The organism is Lentzea fradiae, from assembly GCF_900100955.1.
In the GTDB taxonomy this organism is placed as follows: domain Bacteria; phylum Actinomycetota; class Actinomycetes; order Mycobacteriales; family Pseudonocardiaceae; genus Lentzea; species Lentzea fradiae.
The window spans coordinates 227,511-243,845 of sequence record NZ_FNCC01000012.1; the positions used below are offsets into that span (position 1 = coordinate 227,511).

Consider the following 16,335-nt stretch of genomic DNA (forward strand, 5'->3'; position numbering starts at 1 on the left):
TCTCAGCGGCGAACGCGGCCCAGCAGGTGGGCTGCGACACGGGCCGCGGCCTCGTCGGCGGTCGCGATGCAGGCGGGCACGCCCACGCCGTGCAGCGTGGCGCCGGCCACCGCGAGGCCCGGCACGTCGGCGATGCCGCGCTCGATCGTGTCCACCAGGTCGACGTGGCCGACGCCGTACTGCGGCAGCCCGCCGCCCCAGCGCTGCACCGCGTAGTCGATCGGCTCGGCCTTGACGCCGGTCAGCTCGTACAGGTCGTTGCGCACGGCCTTCACCAGGTCGGCGTCGCTGCGTTGCAGCAGCGCCGTCTCGCCGTGCCGCCCGACCGAGCCGCGCAGCAGCACCGGCTCGCCGTGGTGGGACCACTTGCGGCTGGAGAACGTGAACGCCTTGGCGGTGAACGGGGTGATCCGGTCCGAGTACCTCTCCCCCTCCGCGATGAGGATGCCGGAGCGGTCCGGCAGCTCGGTGCCCGGCGGCAGCGCGAGCGCCACGACGGCCATCGAGGCGACCTCGACCTTGCCGTAGGCGGCGGACACCTGCGGCGCGATCTCGTGCAGCAGCTTGCGCGCGGACGGCGCCGGGACCGCGAGCACGACGCCGTCGCACTCCAGGTACTCCGGGGTCGCGGCCGAGCCGATCTCCAGCCGCCAGCCGTCGCCGAGCCACGACAGCACCCGCACCGGCAGGCCCAGCCGGACCTCGGGCCGCGCCACCTCGGCGAGCCGGTCGACGAGCGACTGGACGCCGGTGCGCAGCGTCGCGAACACCGGTGGCCGCGTGGCCCGCGCCTGCGGCGGGACGGGCATGATCGTCGCGGCGGCCGCGAGCAGCGAGCCGACGCCCTTGTCCAGCAGGGTCGCGAGCTGCGGCATCGTGGCGCGCAGGCCGAGCTCGTCGGCCCTGCCCGCGTAGACGCCGCCGAGCAGCGGCCCGACCAGCCGGTCGGCGACCTCCTGGCCGAACCTGTCCTTGACCAGCGCGCCGACCGAGACGTCCGCGCCGTCCAGCCTTACGGGCGGCAGCGTGGGCTCCATCTCGACCCGCAGCGCGCCCTCGGAGGACAGCAGGTGCTTGACCGCCTCGACGTTCGCGGGCACGCCCATGAACGTGTGCGACGGCAACTGGTGGGTGTGCCCGGCGGCGTGCACGCTCGCCTTGGCTCCGGTCGGGTGCACGACGTCGCCGGTCAGACCGACCTCGTCGATCAGTTCCTTCGCCTCGGGCTTGCGGTGCAGGAACGCCTCCGCGCCCACGTCGAACGGCACCCCGGCCAGCTCGGTCGTGCGCAGCTTGCCGCCGAGCCGGTCGGACTGCTCGACGACGGTGATCCTGGCCTCCTGGCCGAGCAGCACCCGCAACCGGTGCGCGGCGGCGAGCCCGGAGACACCTCCCCCGACGATGGCGATGTGCGGCGCTCTGTCGTGCATTACAAGCTGTGGATCAGTTCGACGGTCCGGGTGATGATCTCCGGATCGGTGTCGGGCAGGACGCCGTGGCCCAGGTTGAAGATGTGGCCGGCGGCCGCCTTGCCCTCGGCGTGGATGCGGCGCACCTCGCGTTCGACGGCCTCGAAGCCCGCGAAGAACAGCGCCGGGTCGAGGTTGCCCTGCACGACCGGCTTCGGCAGCTGCGGAGCGGCCTTCTGAAGCCGCTCGACCGCGACGTCGAGGGGGATGCGCCAGTCGACGCCGACGACGTCCGCCCCGGCCTCGCGCATCGCGGGCAGCAGCTCGCCGGTGCCGACGCCGAAGTGGATCCGCGGCACCGTCGTGATCGTCTCCAGCACGCGCTTGGAGTGCGGCAGGACGAACTCGCGGTAGTCGCGTTCGGACAGCGCGCCCGCCCACGAGTCGAACAGCTGCACCGCCTGCACGCCCGCGTCGAGCTGGGCGTGCAGGAACGCCGCCGTGACGTCCGCGATCTTGGCGAGCAGCGCGTGCCACAGCTCGGGGTTGCCGTGCATGAGCGCCTTGGTGCGCTCGTGGTTCTTGCTCGGCCCGCCCTCGACCAGGTACGAGGCCAGCGTGAACGGCGCACCCGCGAACCCGATCAGGGCGACGTCCTGCGGGAGCTCCTTGAGCAGGAGCCCGATCGCGTCCGCCACCGGCTGGACCTGCGCGGCGTGCAGCTCGGGCAGCGCCTCGACGTCGGCGAGCGTCCGCACCGGGTTCGCGACGACCGGGCCGGTGCCCGCGACGATGTCGAGGTCGACACCGGCTGCCTTGAGCGGCACGACGATGTCGGAGAAGAGGATCGCGCCGTCGACGCCGTGGCGGCGGACCGGCTGCATCGTGATCTCGCAGACCATCTCCGGGTCCAGGCACGCGTCGAGCATCGCGGTGCCCTGGCGGAGCGCCCGGTACTCGGGCAGGGACCGGCCCGCCTGCCTCATGAACCAGACGGGCGTGTGCGACGGGGTGCCGCCACTTGCGGCCACGAGGAGGGGGGCTTGTGCACTCATATCTCTTTCATGGTCCCACGTCCCGGCGTGCCGCCGTCACTCGGCCGGATTGCGAGGCATACAGTCAGTTGCGTGACCGAGCCGGAAATCTTCCGCCGGGCGGTGGGGACGCTCAAGTCGGTTCGCCACCGGCCCGAGATCGAACTCACCGAGGTTCGCCCACCGCAGCGGCTGGCCCCGTGGGCCTACGCGCTGACGGCGGAGGTCACCGGTCCGTCGGACGAGCTGTCGACCGGGCGGCTCGTGCTGCTGCACGACCCGGACGGCGACGAGGCGTGGGGCGGTGTCCTGCGCGTCGTGGCGTACGTGCGCGTCGAACTGGACCACGAGCTCGCGTCCGACCCGCTGCTGCCCGAGGTCGGGTGGTCGTGGCTCACCGAGGCGCTGGAGCAGTCCGGGGCGGAGTTCACCGCGCTGGGCGGCACCGTGACGCAGACGTCGTCGGCGCGGTTCGGCGACATAGCGGGACCGGCGCGCACCGACGACCTGGAGCTGCGGGCGTCGTGGACCGCGCTCGACGGGGAGCTGGCCGAGCACGGCACCGCGTTCTACGAGCTGATGGCGACCGCCGTGGGCCTGCCGCCGGTCGGCGTGACCATGTTCGGCCAGCGCCAGCCCTGAGCCCGCCCTCCACTTCCCCGCACGCGGGGCGCACCGGCCTCAGTCGGCGTCGCGCAGGACGCGGAGCACGTTCGCGCCCGCGAGCTTGGTGAGGTCGTCCTCGGACCAGCCGCGGTCGAGCAGCGCGCCGAAGAGGTTCGGGTAGGTCGAGACGTCCTCCAGGCCCTCCGGGAGGAACCCGACGCCGTCGTAGTCGCCGCCGATGCCGATGTGGTCGATGCCGGCGACCTCACGTGCGTGCTCGACGTGCGCGACGACGTCGTCGAGCGTCGCGGTGGGCATCGGGTGGTCGAGGACCCATTTCTCGGAGAACACCTTCCGGGCGTCCAGGTCGGCGTGGCTCTCGCCCGCGGCCGTCATGGCGTCACGAAGGGCTGCGTCCCATCGAGCGATCCCATTTGAGACGAAACTCGGAACGAATGTGATCATGGCCACACCCCCGTTCGCCGCCAGTTTCGTCAGAACGTCGTCCGGGACGTTGCGCGGGTGATCCGCCACGTGGCGACACGACGAGTGGCTGAAGATGACCGGCTTGGTGCTCGTCTCCAGCGCGGCGTGCATCGTGCTGGGCGCGACGTGGCTCAGGTCGACGAGCATGCCGATCCGGTTCATCTCGCGCACGACGTCGCGGCCGAACTCCGTCAGACCGCCGTGTTCTGGCTGGTCAGTGGCGCTGTCGGCCCACGGCGTGTTGTCGTTGTGGGTGAGCGTCATGTACCGGACGCCCAGCCTGCGCAGCGCGCGCAGGACGCCGAGTGAAGAGTTGATGGAGTGCCCGCCCTCGGCCCCGATGAGAGACGCGACACGCCCGGACCTGAAAACTTCTTCGGCTTCGGCGGCGGTGGTCGCGATGCCGAGGTGGCCGGAGTACCGCTCTGCCAGCGCGTAGACCAGTTCGACCTGCTCCAGGACGGCGGTGACCGCTGCGTCCCCGGCGAGCTTCGTGGGGACCCAGACGGACCAGAACTGCACGCCCAGACCGCCCTCGCGCAGCTTGACGAGGTCCGTGTGCAGGCTGGGGTGACGCTCCCCGAGATCGACCCTGGCGGCCGTCGCGAAGACGTCCTCGCCGGTCCCCTCACCAAGGTCCCGCAGCGCCCACGGCAGGTCGTTGTGTCCGTCCACGAGGGGCACACGCTGCAGCAACGCCCTCGCCCGCTCACGGCTCGCAGTGCTCGGCACAACCAACTCCTAGATGTCGTTCTGAGAGGGACTCGCGTTACGCCCCCTATCTAGTTGTCATCCAATCGTGTGACAGATGAGTCCATCTGTCACAACTCAATAGGGATAGATACCCGATTGATCGTCCCGTAGACCCGCATGGGCGGCTACGCTGCCCCAGACGACACCACTTTCGGTCGATCAGTGGCGCGGCTGATTGGCCGAAAGTCTCCGGTGCCGGTCGGGGGGCACGACCGACTCCAGGGAGGTAGTGACGTGGCTGCCGTCGGCTTAGGTCAGGCCGTTCGTACCACGCCAGCCGGCTCGTTGCCGGCGAACATGGTCCCGCACCCGCGGGAAGAGCTTTTTTTCAGTGCTGGTGGTCGACGACCACCCACTGCTGAGGGAGGCGATATCAGCTCGGCTCACCCAGATGGGAGCCGGGACAGTGCATGAGGCCGCATCGGTGGCGGAGGCTCGGGCGCGGGCACTCGCAACCGGACCGTGCGACCTCGCGATCCTCGATCTGGGCCTGCCGGATGGCACCGGCATCGACCTGGTCACGGAGCTCCGTGCCCAGGGCTGGCCCCGCATCGTGGTCCTCGCATCCTCCGACGACCCCTACGCGGTCAGGTCGGCCTTCCAGGCGGGCGCCCAGGCGTACCTCCTGAAGTCCGCCTCTCCGATGGTGGTCACCGACGGGGTGCGCAGGGTCCTCGACGGCGGCGTTTACGCAGATCCGAGCGTGGCACCAGTACTCGCAGCGGGTACTCGGGTGCCGGGCACCGACAACACGCCGCGGGAACTCTCCGCGCGTGAGGTCGAGGTGCTCCAGCTGGTCGCCGATGGCCAGAGCAACAAGGAGATCGGCGAAGCTCTGAGCCTGTCCGCGCTGACGGTGAAGTCTCACCTGTCGCGGATCGGCCGGAAGCTGGGCACCGGGGATCGCGCACAGATGGTCGCGCTGGCCATGCGTGCCGGCGTGATCCGCTAGATACCGGTTTGAAGCACTGAACCGGCCGAGAACACCTGTGAGTGGTGCGATCGTCGTAGGGTCATCCGCTGTGGACGTATCCGCCGACGAGCCAACCGCACCAACCGGACCAGAACCGGTACCGCTGACGGAACCTGCTGATGGGGTCCCGCCCGTGGTCGCCGATCCAGCTGCGCTCCGGCGAGCCGCTGACGCGCTCGCCGGGGCGAAGGGACCGGTCGCGGTGGACACCGAGCGAGCCTCGGGCTACCGCTACTCACAGCGTGCCTATCTGGTGCAACTGCGCCGGGAAGGCGCCGGCACGTGGTTGGTCGACCCGATCGCCCTGGGCGGACGGCTCGACCCGCTGGTGCAGGCGCTGGAGGGCACCGAGTGGGTGTTGCACGCAGCGTCGCAAGACCTGCCGTGCCTCGCCGAACTCGGGCTCAGGCCCGGCGTGCTGTTCGACACCGAGCTGGCGGGCAGGCTGGCTGGGTACGAACGCGTCGCACTGGGCACGCTGGTCGAGCGACTGCTCGGCTATCGGCTGGAGAAGGGGCACGGCGCGGCCGACTGGTCGCGCCGCCCCCTTCCTGCCGACTGGCTGACGTACGCCGCTCTGGACGTGGAGCTGCTCGTGCAGCTGCGCGACGTTCTCGAAGCCGAACTGGAGCGCCAGGGCAAGCTCGCCTGGGCGCTCGAGGAGTTCGAGGCGGTACGGACGGCGCCGTTGCCGCGCCCCCGTACCGACCCCTGGCGGCGCACGTCGGGCATTCACCGCGTGCGCAACCAGAGGCAGCTGGCCCTCGTGCGGTCGCTGTGGGAAGCCCGCGACACCGTGGCCCGCGAACGCGACATCGCCCCCGGCCGAGTCCTCCCGGACTCCGCCCTCATGGAGGCAGCCGCCCGCAACCCCGCCTCCGAGGCGGAACTGCTCGCCCTTCCCGTCTTCCGCGGCCGTGCGCAACGCCGCATGTCCGGCGTGTGGATGAACGCCATCCGCAAGGCCGCGGCACTGCCGAAGTCCGAGCTCCCCGAACCCGCGGGCCACCACGACGGCCCGCCTCCGCCCAACCGCTGGTCGGACAAGGACCCGGACGCCGCCGCCCGCCTGGCCGCGACCCGTGCGGCACTGGGCGCCATCGCCGAGGCCAACACCCTGCCGGTGGAGAACCTGCTGCTGCCCGACCTGGTGCGCCGCACCTGCTGGCAGCCGCCGGCAGACCTCTCCCCCGAGTCCGTGGCCGCCGCGCTGCGCGAAGGTGGGGCGCGGTCCTGGCAGGTCGAGCTGACGCTGGAAGCCCTGACGAAGGCGCTGGCGGCGACAGCGCCGCCACCCGCGAACTGATATATCGCTCGGGCCGCACATGGACGACGACGTCGTCTACGGCCGCACGTGGACGTCGTCGTCAGCTGTACGTGGACGACGGCATCGTCGGCGTACGGCCCGAGCCAGTTCTCGGCAATATCCGATATATCGCGTCGGCGCACAGAAATGAAAACGGCGACGGCGACGGCGACGACGCTCCACCGATGACAACGTTGTCAGCGGTGCACCATTCGACAACGTCGGCATCTGCGTCGATCTCGTCGACACTGTCGGCGTCGACATCGTCGGCGTCGACATCGTCGGCGTCGACATCGTCGGCCTCGACATCGTCATCAGCGTCGTCGGCAACGGCGTCGTCGGCGTCTGAGTCGACGTCATCCGAGCAAGCTGATATCCGATATATCAGTTTCGTCGGCGTCGACACGGTTCACTCCCGGCAACTGATCTCCATGCCGTCCTCGACGGGGAACGCGACACTGACGTAGCCGTTGGCCGGGTCGCGCACGTAGGCGAGGTAGCCGGCCATCGACTCCTGGTCGATGTCGTCGGCGACGACGAGCGCGCCGGGCGCCAGCCGGGGTTCGAGGTCGCGCAGCACCGGCAGGCAGAACTCCTTCCAGCCGTCGAGCAGGACGAGCCCGATCGGTCCGGGCAGGTCCGCGAGCGTCTGGCGCGCGTCGCCCGGCAGCACCGTCACGACGTCGCCGAGCCCGGCCTCGTCGAGGTTCCGCCGCGCCGCCGTGACCTTGGCGGCGGACATCTCGGTGCTGTACACGTGCCCCGCGCGGTTGTCGGCGACGGCCGCCGCCAGGTAAAGCGTCGAGATCCCGAACGACGTGCCGAACTCGACGACGGTCCGCGGACGACTGGACCGCACCAACCCGTACAGGAGGTCACCTCCCCGGGCCGAGATGGGCATGTAGACGCCGGCCAGGACGTCCGAGCGTTCTTGCGGATCGACCGACAGCAGGTCGTCCCAGGGAGGTTCGAAGTCGTCGTCGGACTCGGCGGCGGCGAAGAGCCGGTCGAGGACCGAACGAACCCGCGGTTCGTGCAAGGTGATGGTCATGACGGCTAGATTAGACGCAACGTTGCGTCTAATCTAGCCGTCGTTAAGGTACGCCTCCAGGAGGTGGCGATGGCGCATCGCGGGAACCGGCACGGGCGCAGCGAGGAAGCGCGCCAGGCCGTGCTGGAGGCGGCCGACGACCTGCTGGCCGAACGCGGGTTCGCGGGCGTCACGATCGAGGGCATCGCCGCTCGGGCGGGCGTCGCGAAGCAGACGATCTACCGCTGGTGGCCGTCCAAGGTGGATGTGCTGCTGGAGGCGTTCGGCGAGGACATGGCGCAGCACCTGACGCCGGAGGACCACGGCGACCTCGGCACCGACCTGCGCACCCACCTGTCCCGGCTCGCGGAGTTCCTCACCGGCACGGACCCCGGCGCGGTGTTCCGCGCGCTCGCGGGCCAGGCCCAGCACGACCCGCAGCTCGCCACCCGGCTGCGCGACGGGCACCTGAGCGGCCAGCGCGAACGCGACGGCCTCCCGTTGCGGTGGGCGATCGAGCGCGGCGACCTGCCGGCGGACCTGGACGTCGGCACGGCGCTGGACCAGCTCGTCGGGCCGGTCTACTACCGCGTCCTCGTCACCGGCACGCCCGTGACGCGTGCGTTCACCGACGACCTCGTCGACGCCTTCCTGCACCGCCACGCCCGATGATCGGCACCGGGCGGCTGGACCTCGTCCCGCTGCGCCCCGAGCACGCCGCCGAGATGGCCGAGGTCCTGGCCGACCCGGCGCTGCACACCTTCACCGGCGGCGAGCCCTGCTCCGCGGACGCGCTCCGGGCCCGGTACGAACGGCTGGCCGCCGGCTCGCCGGACCCGGCCCAGCGCTGGCTGAACTGGGTGATCCGGCTGCGCGATGAGGACCGCCTCACTGGCACTGTCCAAGCGACGATCACCGGCGACACGGCCGAGATCGCGTGGGTGGTCGGCACGCCGTGGCAGCGACGCGGCATCGCGAGCGAGGCCGCGCGAGGGCTCGTCGGCTGGCTCGCGACCCAGTCGGTGCGCACGGTCGTCGCGCACGTCCACCCCGAGCACCACGCGTCCGCCGCCGTCGCCGCCTCGGCCGGGCTCACCGCGACCGGTGAGCTGCACGACGGCGAGGTCCGCTGGCGGCGCGAGCTCTGACCGCGGGGCTCAGTCGGTGTCCATCGCCTCCCGCGACACCTCGGCGTGGGCGACGCGGCGGACGGCCTTGAGGACGGCGTCGCCGATCAGCGTGCCGATGACCATCGCCTCGATGATGTCGTCGCTGGACGTGCGCCGCGCGATGTATTCGAGGTCGGCGCGCGCGACGATCCTCATCGCCTCCATGTAGGAGTCGAGCAGCTCCGGGAAGTGGTCGTGGCCGACGGAGCGGGCCGCGGACAGCGCCGACACGAGCATGCCGGTCACGTTGCTCTCGTCGACGCCGAAGAATTCGAACTCGCCGTGCCGGTCGAAGAACGCCTGGACGTCCTTCACGGCGATCGGGTCGAGCTCGCCCGTGGCCGGCTGGCTGATGGCCTCCTGCACGGCGCCGAGCTTGTGGTGCATCGACTCCTCGTTCGTGTCGACCGCGGTCAGAACCTCGCGCACGGCCGCGATGGAGAGCCCGCCGACGTCGACCAGCGCCCGCACCAGCCGCAGCCTGCGCAGGTGCCCGTCGTCGTAGTGGGCCTGGTTCGGGCTGGTCAGCACGCCGGCGGGCAGCAGTCCCTCGCGCAGGTAGTACTTGATCGTCGGCACCGGAACGCCGCTTCTCTTCGAAAGCTCGCCAACACGCATACGGATAGTGTAACTTCCGGATAGTAGAGAGTGCCGCTATCCATATAGGGGGTTCCGAGATGTTGCGCACGTGGCATCGGCCGTTGGTGGTCTTCGGATGGGCGATGACGCTGCTGGTCCCGATCACGCTCGTCGGGCTGCTGGTCGACGACCGGATGCTGATGAACTCGCCGATCTGGCTCAAGCCGTTCAAGTTCGCCGTGTCGCTCGCGGTCTACGCGTTCACGCTGGCGTGGCTGCTGACGTTCCTGAAGAGGTTCCAGCGCGTCGGCTGGTGGGCGGGCACGGTGCTGGTGGCCGGCGCGTCCCTGGAGATGGTCGTGATCATCGGCCAGGTGCTGCGCGGCAAGCGCAGCCACTTCAACTTCGAGACGCCGCTCGACGTGGCCCTGTTCTCGATCATGGGCTCGACCATCGTGGTGCTCTGGGTGACGCACGCGGTCGTCGCGGTCCTGTTGTGGCGCACGGACATCGAGAACAAGGCACTCGCCTGGTCGATCCGGCTCGGGCTCGTGATCTCGTTCCTCGGCCTCGGCGTCGGGTTCCTGATGACCAGGCCGAAGCCCGGTCAGGCACTCGACGGCCCCACCCTCGGCTCGCACACCGTCGGCGCGCCCGACGGCGGCGCGTACATGCCGCTCACCGGCTGGAGCACCGAGCACGGCGACCTGCGGATCGGGCACTTCGTCGGCATGCACGCGTTGCAGGTCCTGCCGGTGGTCATCGCCCTGCTCGGCCACCGCGCCACCGTGAAGATGGCCTGGGTGACCAGCGCGTCGTTCCTGGGGCTCTTCCTGCTCGTCACCTGGCAGGCGTTGCGCGGCCAGTCCCTCGTCCAGCCCGACGGCACGACGCTGCTCGCGCTCGCCGTCATCGTCGTCGCGACCGCCGCAGGAGCCACGTGGGCGCGCGCACCGCGGAAGGAGCTCGCACTCGCATGACCACCACGCTGTTCGACCTGACGTTCCTGCTGATCGCGCCGTTCTGGGCGCTGATGATCCTCGCGCCGAAGTGGTCGTGGACGAAGAAGATCGCCGAGTCGCACCTGATCGTCCTGCCGCCGGTGGTGATCTACGTCGTGCTGGTGCTGCCCGTCTTACCGGAGGTACTGGCCCTGGTGTCACGGCCGGAGCTGGGACCGCTGGCGGACTTCATGGCCACGGACACCGGAGCGGCGCTGGTGTGGGCGCACATGCTCGCGTGGGACCTGTTCGTCGGGAGGTGGATGTACCTGGAGAGCCGGCGGCTCGACGTCCACCCGCTCGTGATGGCACCCGTTCTGGTGATCACGATCCTGCTCGCCCCGGCCGGGTTGCCGCTGTTCCTGGTCATCCGCAAGGTGTGTGATGCAAAGAACAGGGGCGCCGCTGTGGTTACCGGCCAGTAACTAGGGCTAGCATTGGCGTTACCGACCGGTAGGGATGTCGCGCAACCCCCTCCGGAGTGGACAGAGTTGTCACCACAAGTGAGGAGACGCCGTGGCCGCACCAGCAGCGCCGGCACGCGTTCGGAACGTGGTCTTCGTCGACGGCGTCCGCACGCCGTTCGGCAAGGCCGGCCCCAAGGGCATTTTCGCCGAGACCCGTGCCGACGACCTCGTCGTGAAGGTCATCCGTGAGCTGCTGCGCAGGCACCCCGAGCTGCCGCCGGAGCGCGTCGACGAGGTCGCCATCGCCGCGACCACGCAGACCGGCGACCAGGGCCTGACGATCGGCCGCACCGCGGCACTGCTCGCGGGCCTGCCGAAGTCCGTGCCGGGGTACGCCATCGACCGCATGTGCGCGGGCGCGATGACCGCCGTCACCACGGCGGCGAGCGGCATCGCGTTCGGCGCCTACGACGTCGTCATCGCGGGCGGCGTCGAGCACATGGGCCGTCACCCGATGGGTGAGGGCGTCGACCCGAACCCGCGCTTCCTGTCGGACAAGATCGTCGACCCGAGCGCGCTGGTGATGGGCCAGACCGCGGAGAACCTGCACGACCGGTTCCCCGAGATCACCAAGGAGCGTGCCGACGCGTACGCGGCCGCCTCGCAGGCCAAGTACGCGGCGGCGCTCGCCGCGGGCAAGATCGGCCCCGAGCTGGTGCCCGTCGCGACCCGCTCCGCCGAGCACGGCTGGGGCCTCGCCACCGCCGACGAGCCGCCGCGTCCCGGCACCACGGTCGACGACCTGGCCAAGCTCAAGACGCCGTTCCGCCCGCACGGCCGGGTCACCGCGGGCAACGCGGCCGGCCTGAACGACGGCGCGACCGGCGCGATCCTGGCCGAGGAGGAGACCGCGCGCGAGCTGGGCCTCCCGGTCGGCATGCGCCTCGTCGGCTACGCCTTCCAGGGCGTCGACCCGTCGGTCATGGGCGTCGGCCCGGTGCCCGCCACCGAGCGCGCGCTGTCCCGCGCGGGACTGTCCATCGAGGACATCGGCCTGTTCGAGATCAACGAGGCGTTCGCCGTGCAGGTGCTGGCGTTCCTCGACCACTTCAAGATCGCGGACGACGACCCGCGCGTGAACCAGTGGGGCGGCGCCATCGCGACCGGCCACCCGCTGGCCTCCTCCGGCGTGCGCCTGATGACGCAGCTGTCTCGTCAGTTCGCCGAGCGTCCGGACGTCCGTTACGGCCTCACCACCATGTGCATCGGCATCGGCATGGGCGGCACGGTCATCTGGGAGAACCCGAACTGGAGTGGCGAGAAGTGACCATCACCGCTGAGGAAGCAAAGGCGATCTTCCCCGACGAGGTCGTCACCCACGCCAAGACTCGTCTGATCGACGTTCCCGGCCTCGACAAGCCGGTCGCGTTCATCACGATCGACAACGGCCTGGACCACACCCGTCCGTCGACGTTCGGCCCGCAGTCGCTGGTCTCGCTCGGCGCGGCGTTCGACGAGGCGTACGCGGCGAAGCCCGCCGCCATCGCCGTCACCGGCAAGCCGTTCATCTTCGCCGTCGGCGCGGACCTGACCGCCGTCGAGCAGGCGACGGACCGCTCGCAGGGCGTCACGATCGGCAAGCTCGGCCACGACGTCTTCCGCAAGTTCACCGAGTCGGACATCCCGACCTTCGCCTTCGTCAACGGCGCGGTGATGGGCGGTGGCCTCGAGCTCGCGCTGTCGTGCCACTACCGCACGCTCGCGTCGAACGCGGCCGCGATCGCGCTGCCCGAGGTGTTCCTGGGCCTGTTCCCGGGCTGGGGCGGCACGCAGCTGCTGCCGAACCTGATCGGCGCCAACGACGCCGTGACGGTGATCTTCGAGAACGCGTTGAACCAGAACAAGATGCTCAAGCCGAAGGACGCTCTGGCGCTGGGCATCGCGGACGTGCTGTTCGACTCCGCGGACTACCTGGAGCAGTCGCTGCTGTGGCTGTCCGGTGTCGTGCGCGGCGAGATCACCGTGCCGCGCAAGGAGATCGACCGCGGCGAGGCGTGGGACGCCGCCGTCGCGCGGGCCAAGGCCATCGTGCACGGCAAGACCAAGGGCGCGGCGCCCGGCGCGTTGAAGGCGCTGGAGCTGCTGGAGCTGGCCCGCGAGAACGACCTCGACAAGGGCTACGCCGCCGAGACCGAGGGCCTCGCGGACCTCGTGATGAGCGACGAGCTGCGCGCGGGCCTGTACTCGTTCAACCTGGTGCAGAAGCGCGCGAAGCGCCCGGCCGGCGCTCCGGACAAGTCGCTGGCGCGCAAGGTCACCAAGGTCGGTGTCGTCGGCGCGGGCCTGATGGCCTCGCAGATGGCGCTGCTGTTCCTGCGCCGCCTGCACGTGCCGGTCGTGCTGACCGACATCGACCAGGCGCGCGTGGACAAGGGTGTCGGCTACGTCCACGCCGAGGTCGACAAGCTCGCGGGCAAGGGCCGGATCTCGCCGGACGAGGCCAACCGCCTGAAGGCGCTGGTCTCCGGCTCGCTCGACAAGGCCGCGTTCGCCGACGCCGACTTCGTCATCGAGGCGGTGTTCGAGGACCTGGCCGTGAAGCAGCAGGTGTTCGCCGAGGTCGAGGAGCACGTCTCCGCCGAGGCGATCCTGGCCACGAACACGTCGTCGCTGTCGATCACGGACATGGCGTCGAAGCTCAAGCACCCCGAGCGCGTCGTGGGCTTCCACTTCTTCAACCCGGTCGCGGTCATGCCGCTGCTGGAGATCGTGCGCGCCGAGCAGACCGACGACGCCACGCTCGCCACGGCGTTCGCGGTGGGCAAGCAGCTCAAGAAGTCCTCGGTGCTGGTGAAGGACGCGCCCGCGTTCGTCGTGAACCGCCTGCTGACCCGCTTCATGGGCGAGGTCATCAAGTCGGTCGACGAGGGCACGTCGTTCGAGGTCGCCGACAAGGCCACCGAGTCGCTGGGCCTGCCGATGTCGCCGATGATCCTGCTGCAGCTGGTCGGCTCGGCCGTCGCGCTGCACGTGTCGGAGACGATGCACGGCGCGTTCCCGGACCGCTTCGCGGTGTCGGAGAACATGAAGAAGTTCGTCGCCGCCGGCAAGAACGCCGTGTGGCAGTGGGACTCCTCCGGCAAGCAGACCGTGGACCCCGAGGTCGAGGCGCTGTGGCAGTTCGGCGACTCGCCGCTCACCGATGACGAGGTGCGCAGCCGCGCGCTGGAGGCGCTGGCCGAGGAGATCCGGATCATGCTCGACGAGGGCGTGGTCGCGGAGGCGCAGGACATCGACCTGTGCATGATCCTGGGCGCCGGATGGCCGTTCTGGCTGGGCGGCATCACGCCGTACCTGGACCGCGCGGGCATCTCGGAGAAGGTGACGGGCAAGCGGTTCCTGGCGCCCGGTGTGGCGTCCGTGCCCGCCTAGCACGCGTTGTTCGCGGTGAAGCCCCGGCTCTCTCGACGGAGCCGGGGCTTCACTCCGTCTCGGGCACGTACTGCTCCGCTGAGCCGTCCTTGCGGACGAAGTAGGCGTCGATCTTGGTGGCCCGCAGCGTCACCTCGGACCCGGCCACCAGGTCGCGGTAGCGCAGCAGGTCCGGCAGCCCGAGCGCGACGACGTCGAAGGGGTGGTTCTGGCGCAGGACCAGCGATCTGCGCAGGGCCTCGCCGAACGCCCACCGCGGCGCCTCGTCGTCGTGCGGGACCTCCACCAGCGCGCCCTCGAGCTCACGTTCGAGCGCGGCCCGCACGTGGGCGGCCGTGCCCCACGTCGCGATGTCCGTGACAGTCATGTGGGGCATATCGGAAAAATCCTTGCGTTCATTAGCAGCCGGGATGTTTCGATCAGGTCATGACCACGCGACCGGCGATCCTGCTCGACGTCGACGGCCCGCTGAACCCGTACCTGGCGAAGCCGACCCGCCGACCGGCCGGCTACACCACGCACCGCATCCGACCGGCGGGGTTCAGCAGGCCGCTGCGCGTGTGGCTGGACCCGTCGCACGGCCCGTGGCTGCTCTCGCTCGCCGCCGCGACGGCCGCGGACCTGGTCTGGGCGACGACGTGGGAACACGAGGCCAACCAGTTCATCGGTCCCCTGCTCGGGCTGCCGGAGCTGGAGTGGATCGACTTCGGCGGTCTCGGCTCCGACCACCGCGACGGCAGGCACGGCAAGGTCCCGGCGATCACCGCGTGGGCCGGTTCGCGCCCGATCGCGTGGCTGGACGACGAGTTCCAGAAGCGCGACCCCGACTGGGCGGCGGCACGTCCCGGCACGCTGCTGGTGCCTGTGGACCCGCGAAAGGGCATCGGCGTCGAGCACCTGGAACGGGTCCGCGCCTTCCTCACCCGTGCAGAGCGATCTCCGCGATCTCCCGGACCCGCGCGAGCGTGATCCCCTCCCGCTGCTCGACCGCGAGCGGGTGGTCCGTCGGCTCGACCTCGACCAGCGGCCGGACGCCGAGGGCCTGCGTGTGCAGGTTGGTCTTGAGGTTGACGGTGGTGGGCTCGTAGCCGGGCAGGTTCGTCGAGAGCCAGCCGAAGTACGGCGGCTCGTTCTCGCGGGCCGGGTCCTCGTAGACGGCGATCATGCGCGCGAAGTTCGCCGGGGAGAGCGACACCCACACGCCCCACTCGAAGTCCTCGTCGGCGTCACGCACCGGCAGCACGATCCGGCCGCGCACGAACTGGTGCTCGCCGTTGATCACGCACTGCTCCTCGGACAGGAAGCTGCCGCGGTTCTCCGCGACCTCCTCCGACCAGTACACGGGCGCGGGCGCCGAGTAGCCGAACGCGAGGCCGTCGTGGACTTCACCGCAGCTGGAGCAGGTGAACGCCGAAGAAGTCATGCCAGAAAGCCTAGGCGTGCCGGATCGGCACGACTTCGACGAGCCGCCCGAGGTCCCTGAAGTCCTTGACGTTCATCGTGAGCACCGGGATGCCCGCGACCGCCGCCGTGGCCGCGATCTGCAGGTCCATCCGGCGCGGGCGGGGCGACCGGCCGGACCGCCGCACCAGCGACGCCATCTGCCCGTAGACCTTGGCCTCCTCCAGCCCGAACGGCAGCACCTCGAACGTCCGCTGCGCCGCGTAGAACCGTTCGGTGCGGGCAGCGCGCTCGATCGGGTCATCCACGTCGACCCCGAACGCCAGCTCGGCGATCGTGACCGCGCTGAGGCAGGGCGTGGCGTTGACGTACTCGCCGAGGTTCGCCCGTTCCAGCCTGATCAGCACGCAGGTGTCGAGCAGGCAGCTCAGCTCCGCCACGGGTCGTCCAGCGGGTCGTCGGTGCCGAAGACCTCGTCGGCGGCGCGCAGGTCGGCTTCCCAGCGGTCGGCGTCGACCGCGGGCAGGGTGCCGAAGAGCACCTGCGCCTCGCCGAGCGACGGCCGGGTCACGACCTCCTCGCGGTACGGGGAGAGCTGCGCGACCGGCCTGTTGTTGCGAGTCACCACGAAACTCTCCCCCGCTTCGACGCGGCGCATGATCTCCGCGTTGTCGTTGCGGAGCTCACGCTGCCCGATTGCCTTGAGCTGCGACATGACACCAATGTAGCTCAATCCGTCCAAATGTGCT

Annotated in this window: 19 protein-coding genes and 1 pseudogene; 10 read left to right on the forward strand and 10 right to left on the reverse strand. The window is 70.4% G+C overall.

Annotated elements, in window-relative coordinates:
- Window positions 1-2: 2 nt before the first annotated feature.
- Complete coding sequence (gene hemG, locus BLT23_RS28195; protein ID WP_090054229.1) at window positions 3-1,430, reverse strand: protoporphyrinogen oxidase; 1,428 nt, start codon at window positions 1,428-1,430, stop codon at window positions 3-5.
- Complete coding sequence (gene hemE / locus BLT23_RS28200) at window positions 1,430-2,464, reverse strand: uroporphyrinogen decarboxylase (RefSeq protein WP_090054232.1); 1,035 nt, start codon at window positions 2,462-2,464, stop codon at window positions 1,430-1,432. The genes hemG and hemE overlap by 1 nt, the downstream gene beginning before the upstream one ends.
- A 72-nt stretch (window positions 2,465-2,536) precedes the next feature.
- On the opposite strand from hemE, the gene BLT23_RS28205 reads away from it, so the two are divergent.
- Window positions 2,537-3,085, forward strand: coding sequence for a DUF3000 domain-containing protein (locus tag BLT23_RS28205; RefSeq protein WP_245744265.1), 549 nt, complete (start codon window positions 2,537-2,539; stop codon window positions 3,083-3,085).
- Window positions 3,086-3,124: 39 nt separating this feature from the next.
- On the opposite strand, the gene BLT23_RS28210 is transcribed toward BLT23_RS28205, so the two are convergent.
- The gene (locus tag BLT23_RS28210) at window positions 3,125-4,267 is read right to left on the reverse strand and encodes a dipeptidase (RefSeq protein WP_090054236.1); all 1,143 of its coding nucleotides are present in this window, start codon (window positions 4,265-4,267) and stop codon (window positions 3,125-3,127) included.
- 255 nt (window positions 4,268-4,522) lie between these two features.
- Between BLT23_RS28210 and BLT23_RS28215 the strand changes: the two are divergent.
- Window positions 4,523-5,240: pseudogene (locus BLT23_RS28215) on the forward strand (response regulator).
- 70 nt (window positions 5,241-5,310) lie between these two features.
- The gene (locus BLT23_RS28220; protein ID WP_090054238.1) at window positions 5,311-6,567 is read left to right on the forward strand and encodes a ribonuclease D; all 1,257 of its coding nucleotides are present in this window, start codon (window positions 5,311-5,313) and stop codon (window positions 6,565-6,567) included.
- A 61-nt stretch (window positions 6,568-6,628) separates the two neighbouring features.
- Here the strand turns inward: BLT23_RS28220 and BLT23_RS40995 are convergent, their stop codons facing one another.
- Together BLT23_RS40995 and BLT23_RS28230 are read right to left on the reverse strand one after the other, a co-directional pair.
- Entirely contained in the window at window positions 6,629-6,973 is a 345-nt protein-coding gene (locus BLT23_RS40995; RefSeq protein ID WP_090054240.1) for a hypothetical protein, read from the reverse strand.
- A 3-nt stretch (window positions 6,974-6,976) separates the two neighbouring features.
- Window positions 6,977-7,618 (reverse strand): O-methyltransferase, encoded by a 642-nt coding sequence (locus tag BLT23_RS28230; RefSeq protein ID WP_090054242.1) that lies wholly within the window; start codon window positions 7,616-7,618, stop codon window positions 6,977-6,979.
- A 69-nt stretch (window positions 7,619-7,687) separates the two neighbouring features.
- Between BLT23_RS28230 and BLT23_RS28235 the strand changes: the two genes are divergently transcribed.
- A complete protein-coding gene (locus tag BLT23_RS28235; RefSeq protein WP_090054244.1) occupies window positions 7,688-8,269 on the forward strand; it encodes a TetR/AcrR family transcriptional regulator in 582 nt (193 codons plus the stop codon).
- On the forward strand, window positions 8,266-8,745 hold the full coding sequence (locus BLT23_RS28240; protein ID WP_090054246.1) for a GNAT family N-acetyltransferase: 480 nt from the start codon (window positions 8,266-8,268) through the stop codon (window positions 8,743-8,745). Before BLT23_RS28235 ends, BLT23_RS28240 begins: the two co-directional genes overlap by 4 nt.
- A gap of 9 nt (window positions 8,746-8,754) precedes the next feature.
- On the opposite strand, the gene BLT23_RS28245 is transcribed toward BLT23_RS28240, so the two are convergent.
- A complete protein-coding gene (locus BLT23_RS28245; protein ID WP_090054248.1) occupies window positions 8,755-9,384 on the reverse strand; it encodes a MerR family transcriptional regulator in 630 nt (209 codons plus the stop codon).
- Window positions 9,385-9,443: 59 nt separating this feature from the next.
- Between BLT23_RS28245 and BLT23_RS28250 the strand changes: the two genes are divergently transcribed.
- From BLT23_RS28250 to BLT23_RS28265, 4 genes are all read left to right on the forward strand, one after another.
- Window positions 9,444-10,325 (forward strand): hypothetical protein, encoded by an 882-nt coding sequence (locus BLT23_RS28250; protein ID WP_090054250.1) that lies wholly within the window; start codon window positions 9,444-9,446, stop codon window positions 10,323-10,325.
- Entirely contained in the window at window positions 10,322-10,771 is a 450-nt protein-coding gene (locus BLT23_RS28255) for an ABA4-like family protein (RefSeq protein WP_090054252.1), read from the forward strand. The genes BLT23_RS28250 and BLT23_RS28255 overlap by 4 nt, the downstream gene beginning before the upstream one ends.
- A gap of 91 nt (window positions 10,772-10,862) precedes the next feature.
- The gene (locus tag BLT23_RS28260) at window positions 10,863-12,080 is read left to right on the forward strand and encodes a thiolase family protein (RefSeq protein WP_090054254.1); all 1,218 of its coding nucleotides are present in this window, start codon (window positions 10,863-10,865) and stop codon (window positions 12,078-12,080) included.
- Window positions 12,077-14,185, forward strand: coding sequence for a 3-hydroxyacyl-CoA dehydrogenase NAD-binding domain-containing protein (locus BLT23_RS28265; RefSeq protein ID WP_090054256.1), 2,109 nt, complete (start codon window positions 12,077-12,079; stop codon window positions 14,183-14,185). The genes BLT23_RS28260 and BLT23_RS28265 overlap by 4 nt, the downstream gene beginning before the upstream one ends.
- A gap of 49 nt (window positions 14,186-14,234) precedes the next feature.
- Here BLT23_RS28265 and BLT23_RS28270 read toward each other — a convergent pair whose 3' ends face one another.
- A complete protein-coding gene (locus BLT23_RS28270; protein ID WP_090054258.1) occupies window positions 14,235-14,552 on the reverse strand; it encodes a hypothetical protein in 318 nt (105 codons plus the stop codon).
- Window positions 14,553-14,611: 59 nt separating this feature from the next.
- On the opposite strand from BLT23_RS28270, the gene BLT23_RS28275 reads away from it, so the two are divergent.
- Window positions 14,612-15,154 (forward strand): HAD domain-containing protein, encoded by a 543-nt coding sequence (locus BLT23_RS28275; RefSeq protein WP_090054260.1) that lies wholly within the window; start codon window positions 14,612-14,614, stop codon window positions 15,152-15,154.
- On the opposite strand, the gene BLT23_RS28280 is transcribed toward BLT23_RS28275, so the two are convergent.
- From BLT23_RS28280 to BLT23_RS28290, 3 genes are read right to left on the reverse strand one after another with little or no spacing between them, the layout of a single operon-like run.
- Window positions 15,105-15,608, reverse strand: a complete 504-nt coding sequence (locus BLT23_RS28280; RefSeq protein WP_090054262.1) for a DUF2199 domain-containing protein — start codon at window positions 15,606-15,608, stop codon at window positions 15,105-15,107. The two genes, BLT23_RS28275 and BLT23_RS28280, sit on opposite strands and share 50 nt — an antisense overlap.
- A gap of 10 nt (window positions 15,609-15,618) precedes the next feature.
- Window positions 15,619-16,026 (reverse strand): PIN domain-containing protein, encoded by a 408-nt coding sequence (locus BLT23_RS28285; RefSeq protein ID WP_245744267.1) that lies wholly within the window; start codon window positions 16,024-16,026, stop codon window positions 15,619-15,621.
- Complete coding sequence (locus tag BLT23_RS28290) at window positions 16,014-16,301, reverse strand: type II toxin-antitoxin system Phd/YefM family antitoxin (protein ID WP_090054264.1); 288 nt, start codon at window positions 16,299-16,301, stop codon at window positions 16,014-16,016. The genes BLT23_RS28285 and BLT23_RS28290 overlap by 13 nt, the downstream gene beginning before the upstream one ends.
- Between the last annotated feature and the right edge of the window lie 34 nt (window positions 16,302-16,335).

Coding starts and splice junctions, on each gene's coding strand:
- BLT23_RS28290 (WP_090054264.1), bottom strand. CDS start 16,301: ATGTCGCAGCTCAAGGCAATCGGGCAGCGTGAGCTCCGCAACGACAAC.
- BLT23_RS28280 (WP_090054262.1), bottom strand. CDS start 15,608: ATGACTTCTTCGGCGTTCACCTGCTCCAGCTGCGGTGAAGTCCACGAC.
- BLT23_RS28230 (WP_090054242.1), bottom strand. CDS start 7,618: ATGACCATCACCTTGCACGAACCGCGGGTTCGTTCGGTCCTCGACCGG.
- BLT23_RS28275 (WP_090054260.1), top strand. CDS start 14,612: ATGACCACGCGACCGGCGATCCTGCTCGACGTCGACGGCCCGCTGAAC.
- BLT23_RS28270 (WP_090054258.1), bottom strand. CDS start 14,552: ATGACTGTCACGGACATCGCGACGTGGGGCACGGCCGCCCACGTGCGG.
- BLT23_RS28240 (WP_090054246.1), top strand. CDS start 8,266: ATGATCGGCACCGGGCGGCTGGACCTCGTCCCGCTGCGCCCCGAGCAC.
- BLT23_RS28235 (WP_090054244.1), top strand. CDS start 7,688: ATGGCGCATCGCGGGAACCGGCACGGGCGCAGCGAGGAAGCGCGCCAG.
- BLT23_RS28245 (WP_090054248.1), bottom strand. CDS start 9,384: ATGCGTGTTGGCGAGCTTTCGAAGAGAAGCGGCGTTCCGGTGCCGACG.
- BLT23_RS28250 (WP_090054250.1), top strand. CDS start 9,444: ATGTTGCGCACGTGGCATCGGCCGTTGGTGGTCTTCGGATGGGCGATG.
- BLT23_RS28255 (WP_090054252.1), top strand. CDS start 10,322: ATGACCACCACGCTGTTCGACCTGACGTTCCTGCTGATCGCGCCGTTC.
- hemE (WP_090054232.1), bottom strand. CDS start 2,464: ATGAGTGCACAAGCCCCCCTCCTCGTGGCCGCAAGTGGCGGCACCCCG.
- hemG (WP_090054229.1), bottom strand. CDS start 1,430: ATGCACGACAGAGCGCCGCACATCGCCATCGTCGGGGGAGGTGTCTCC.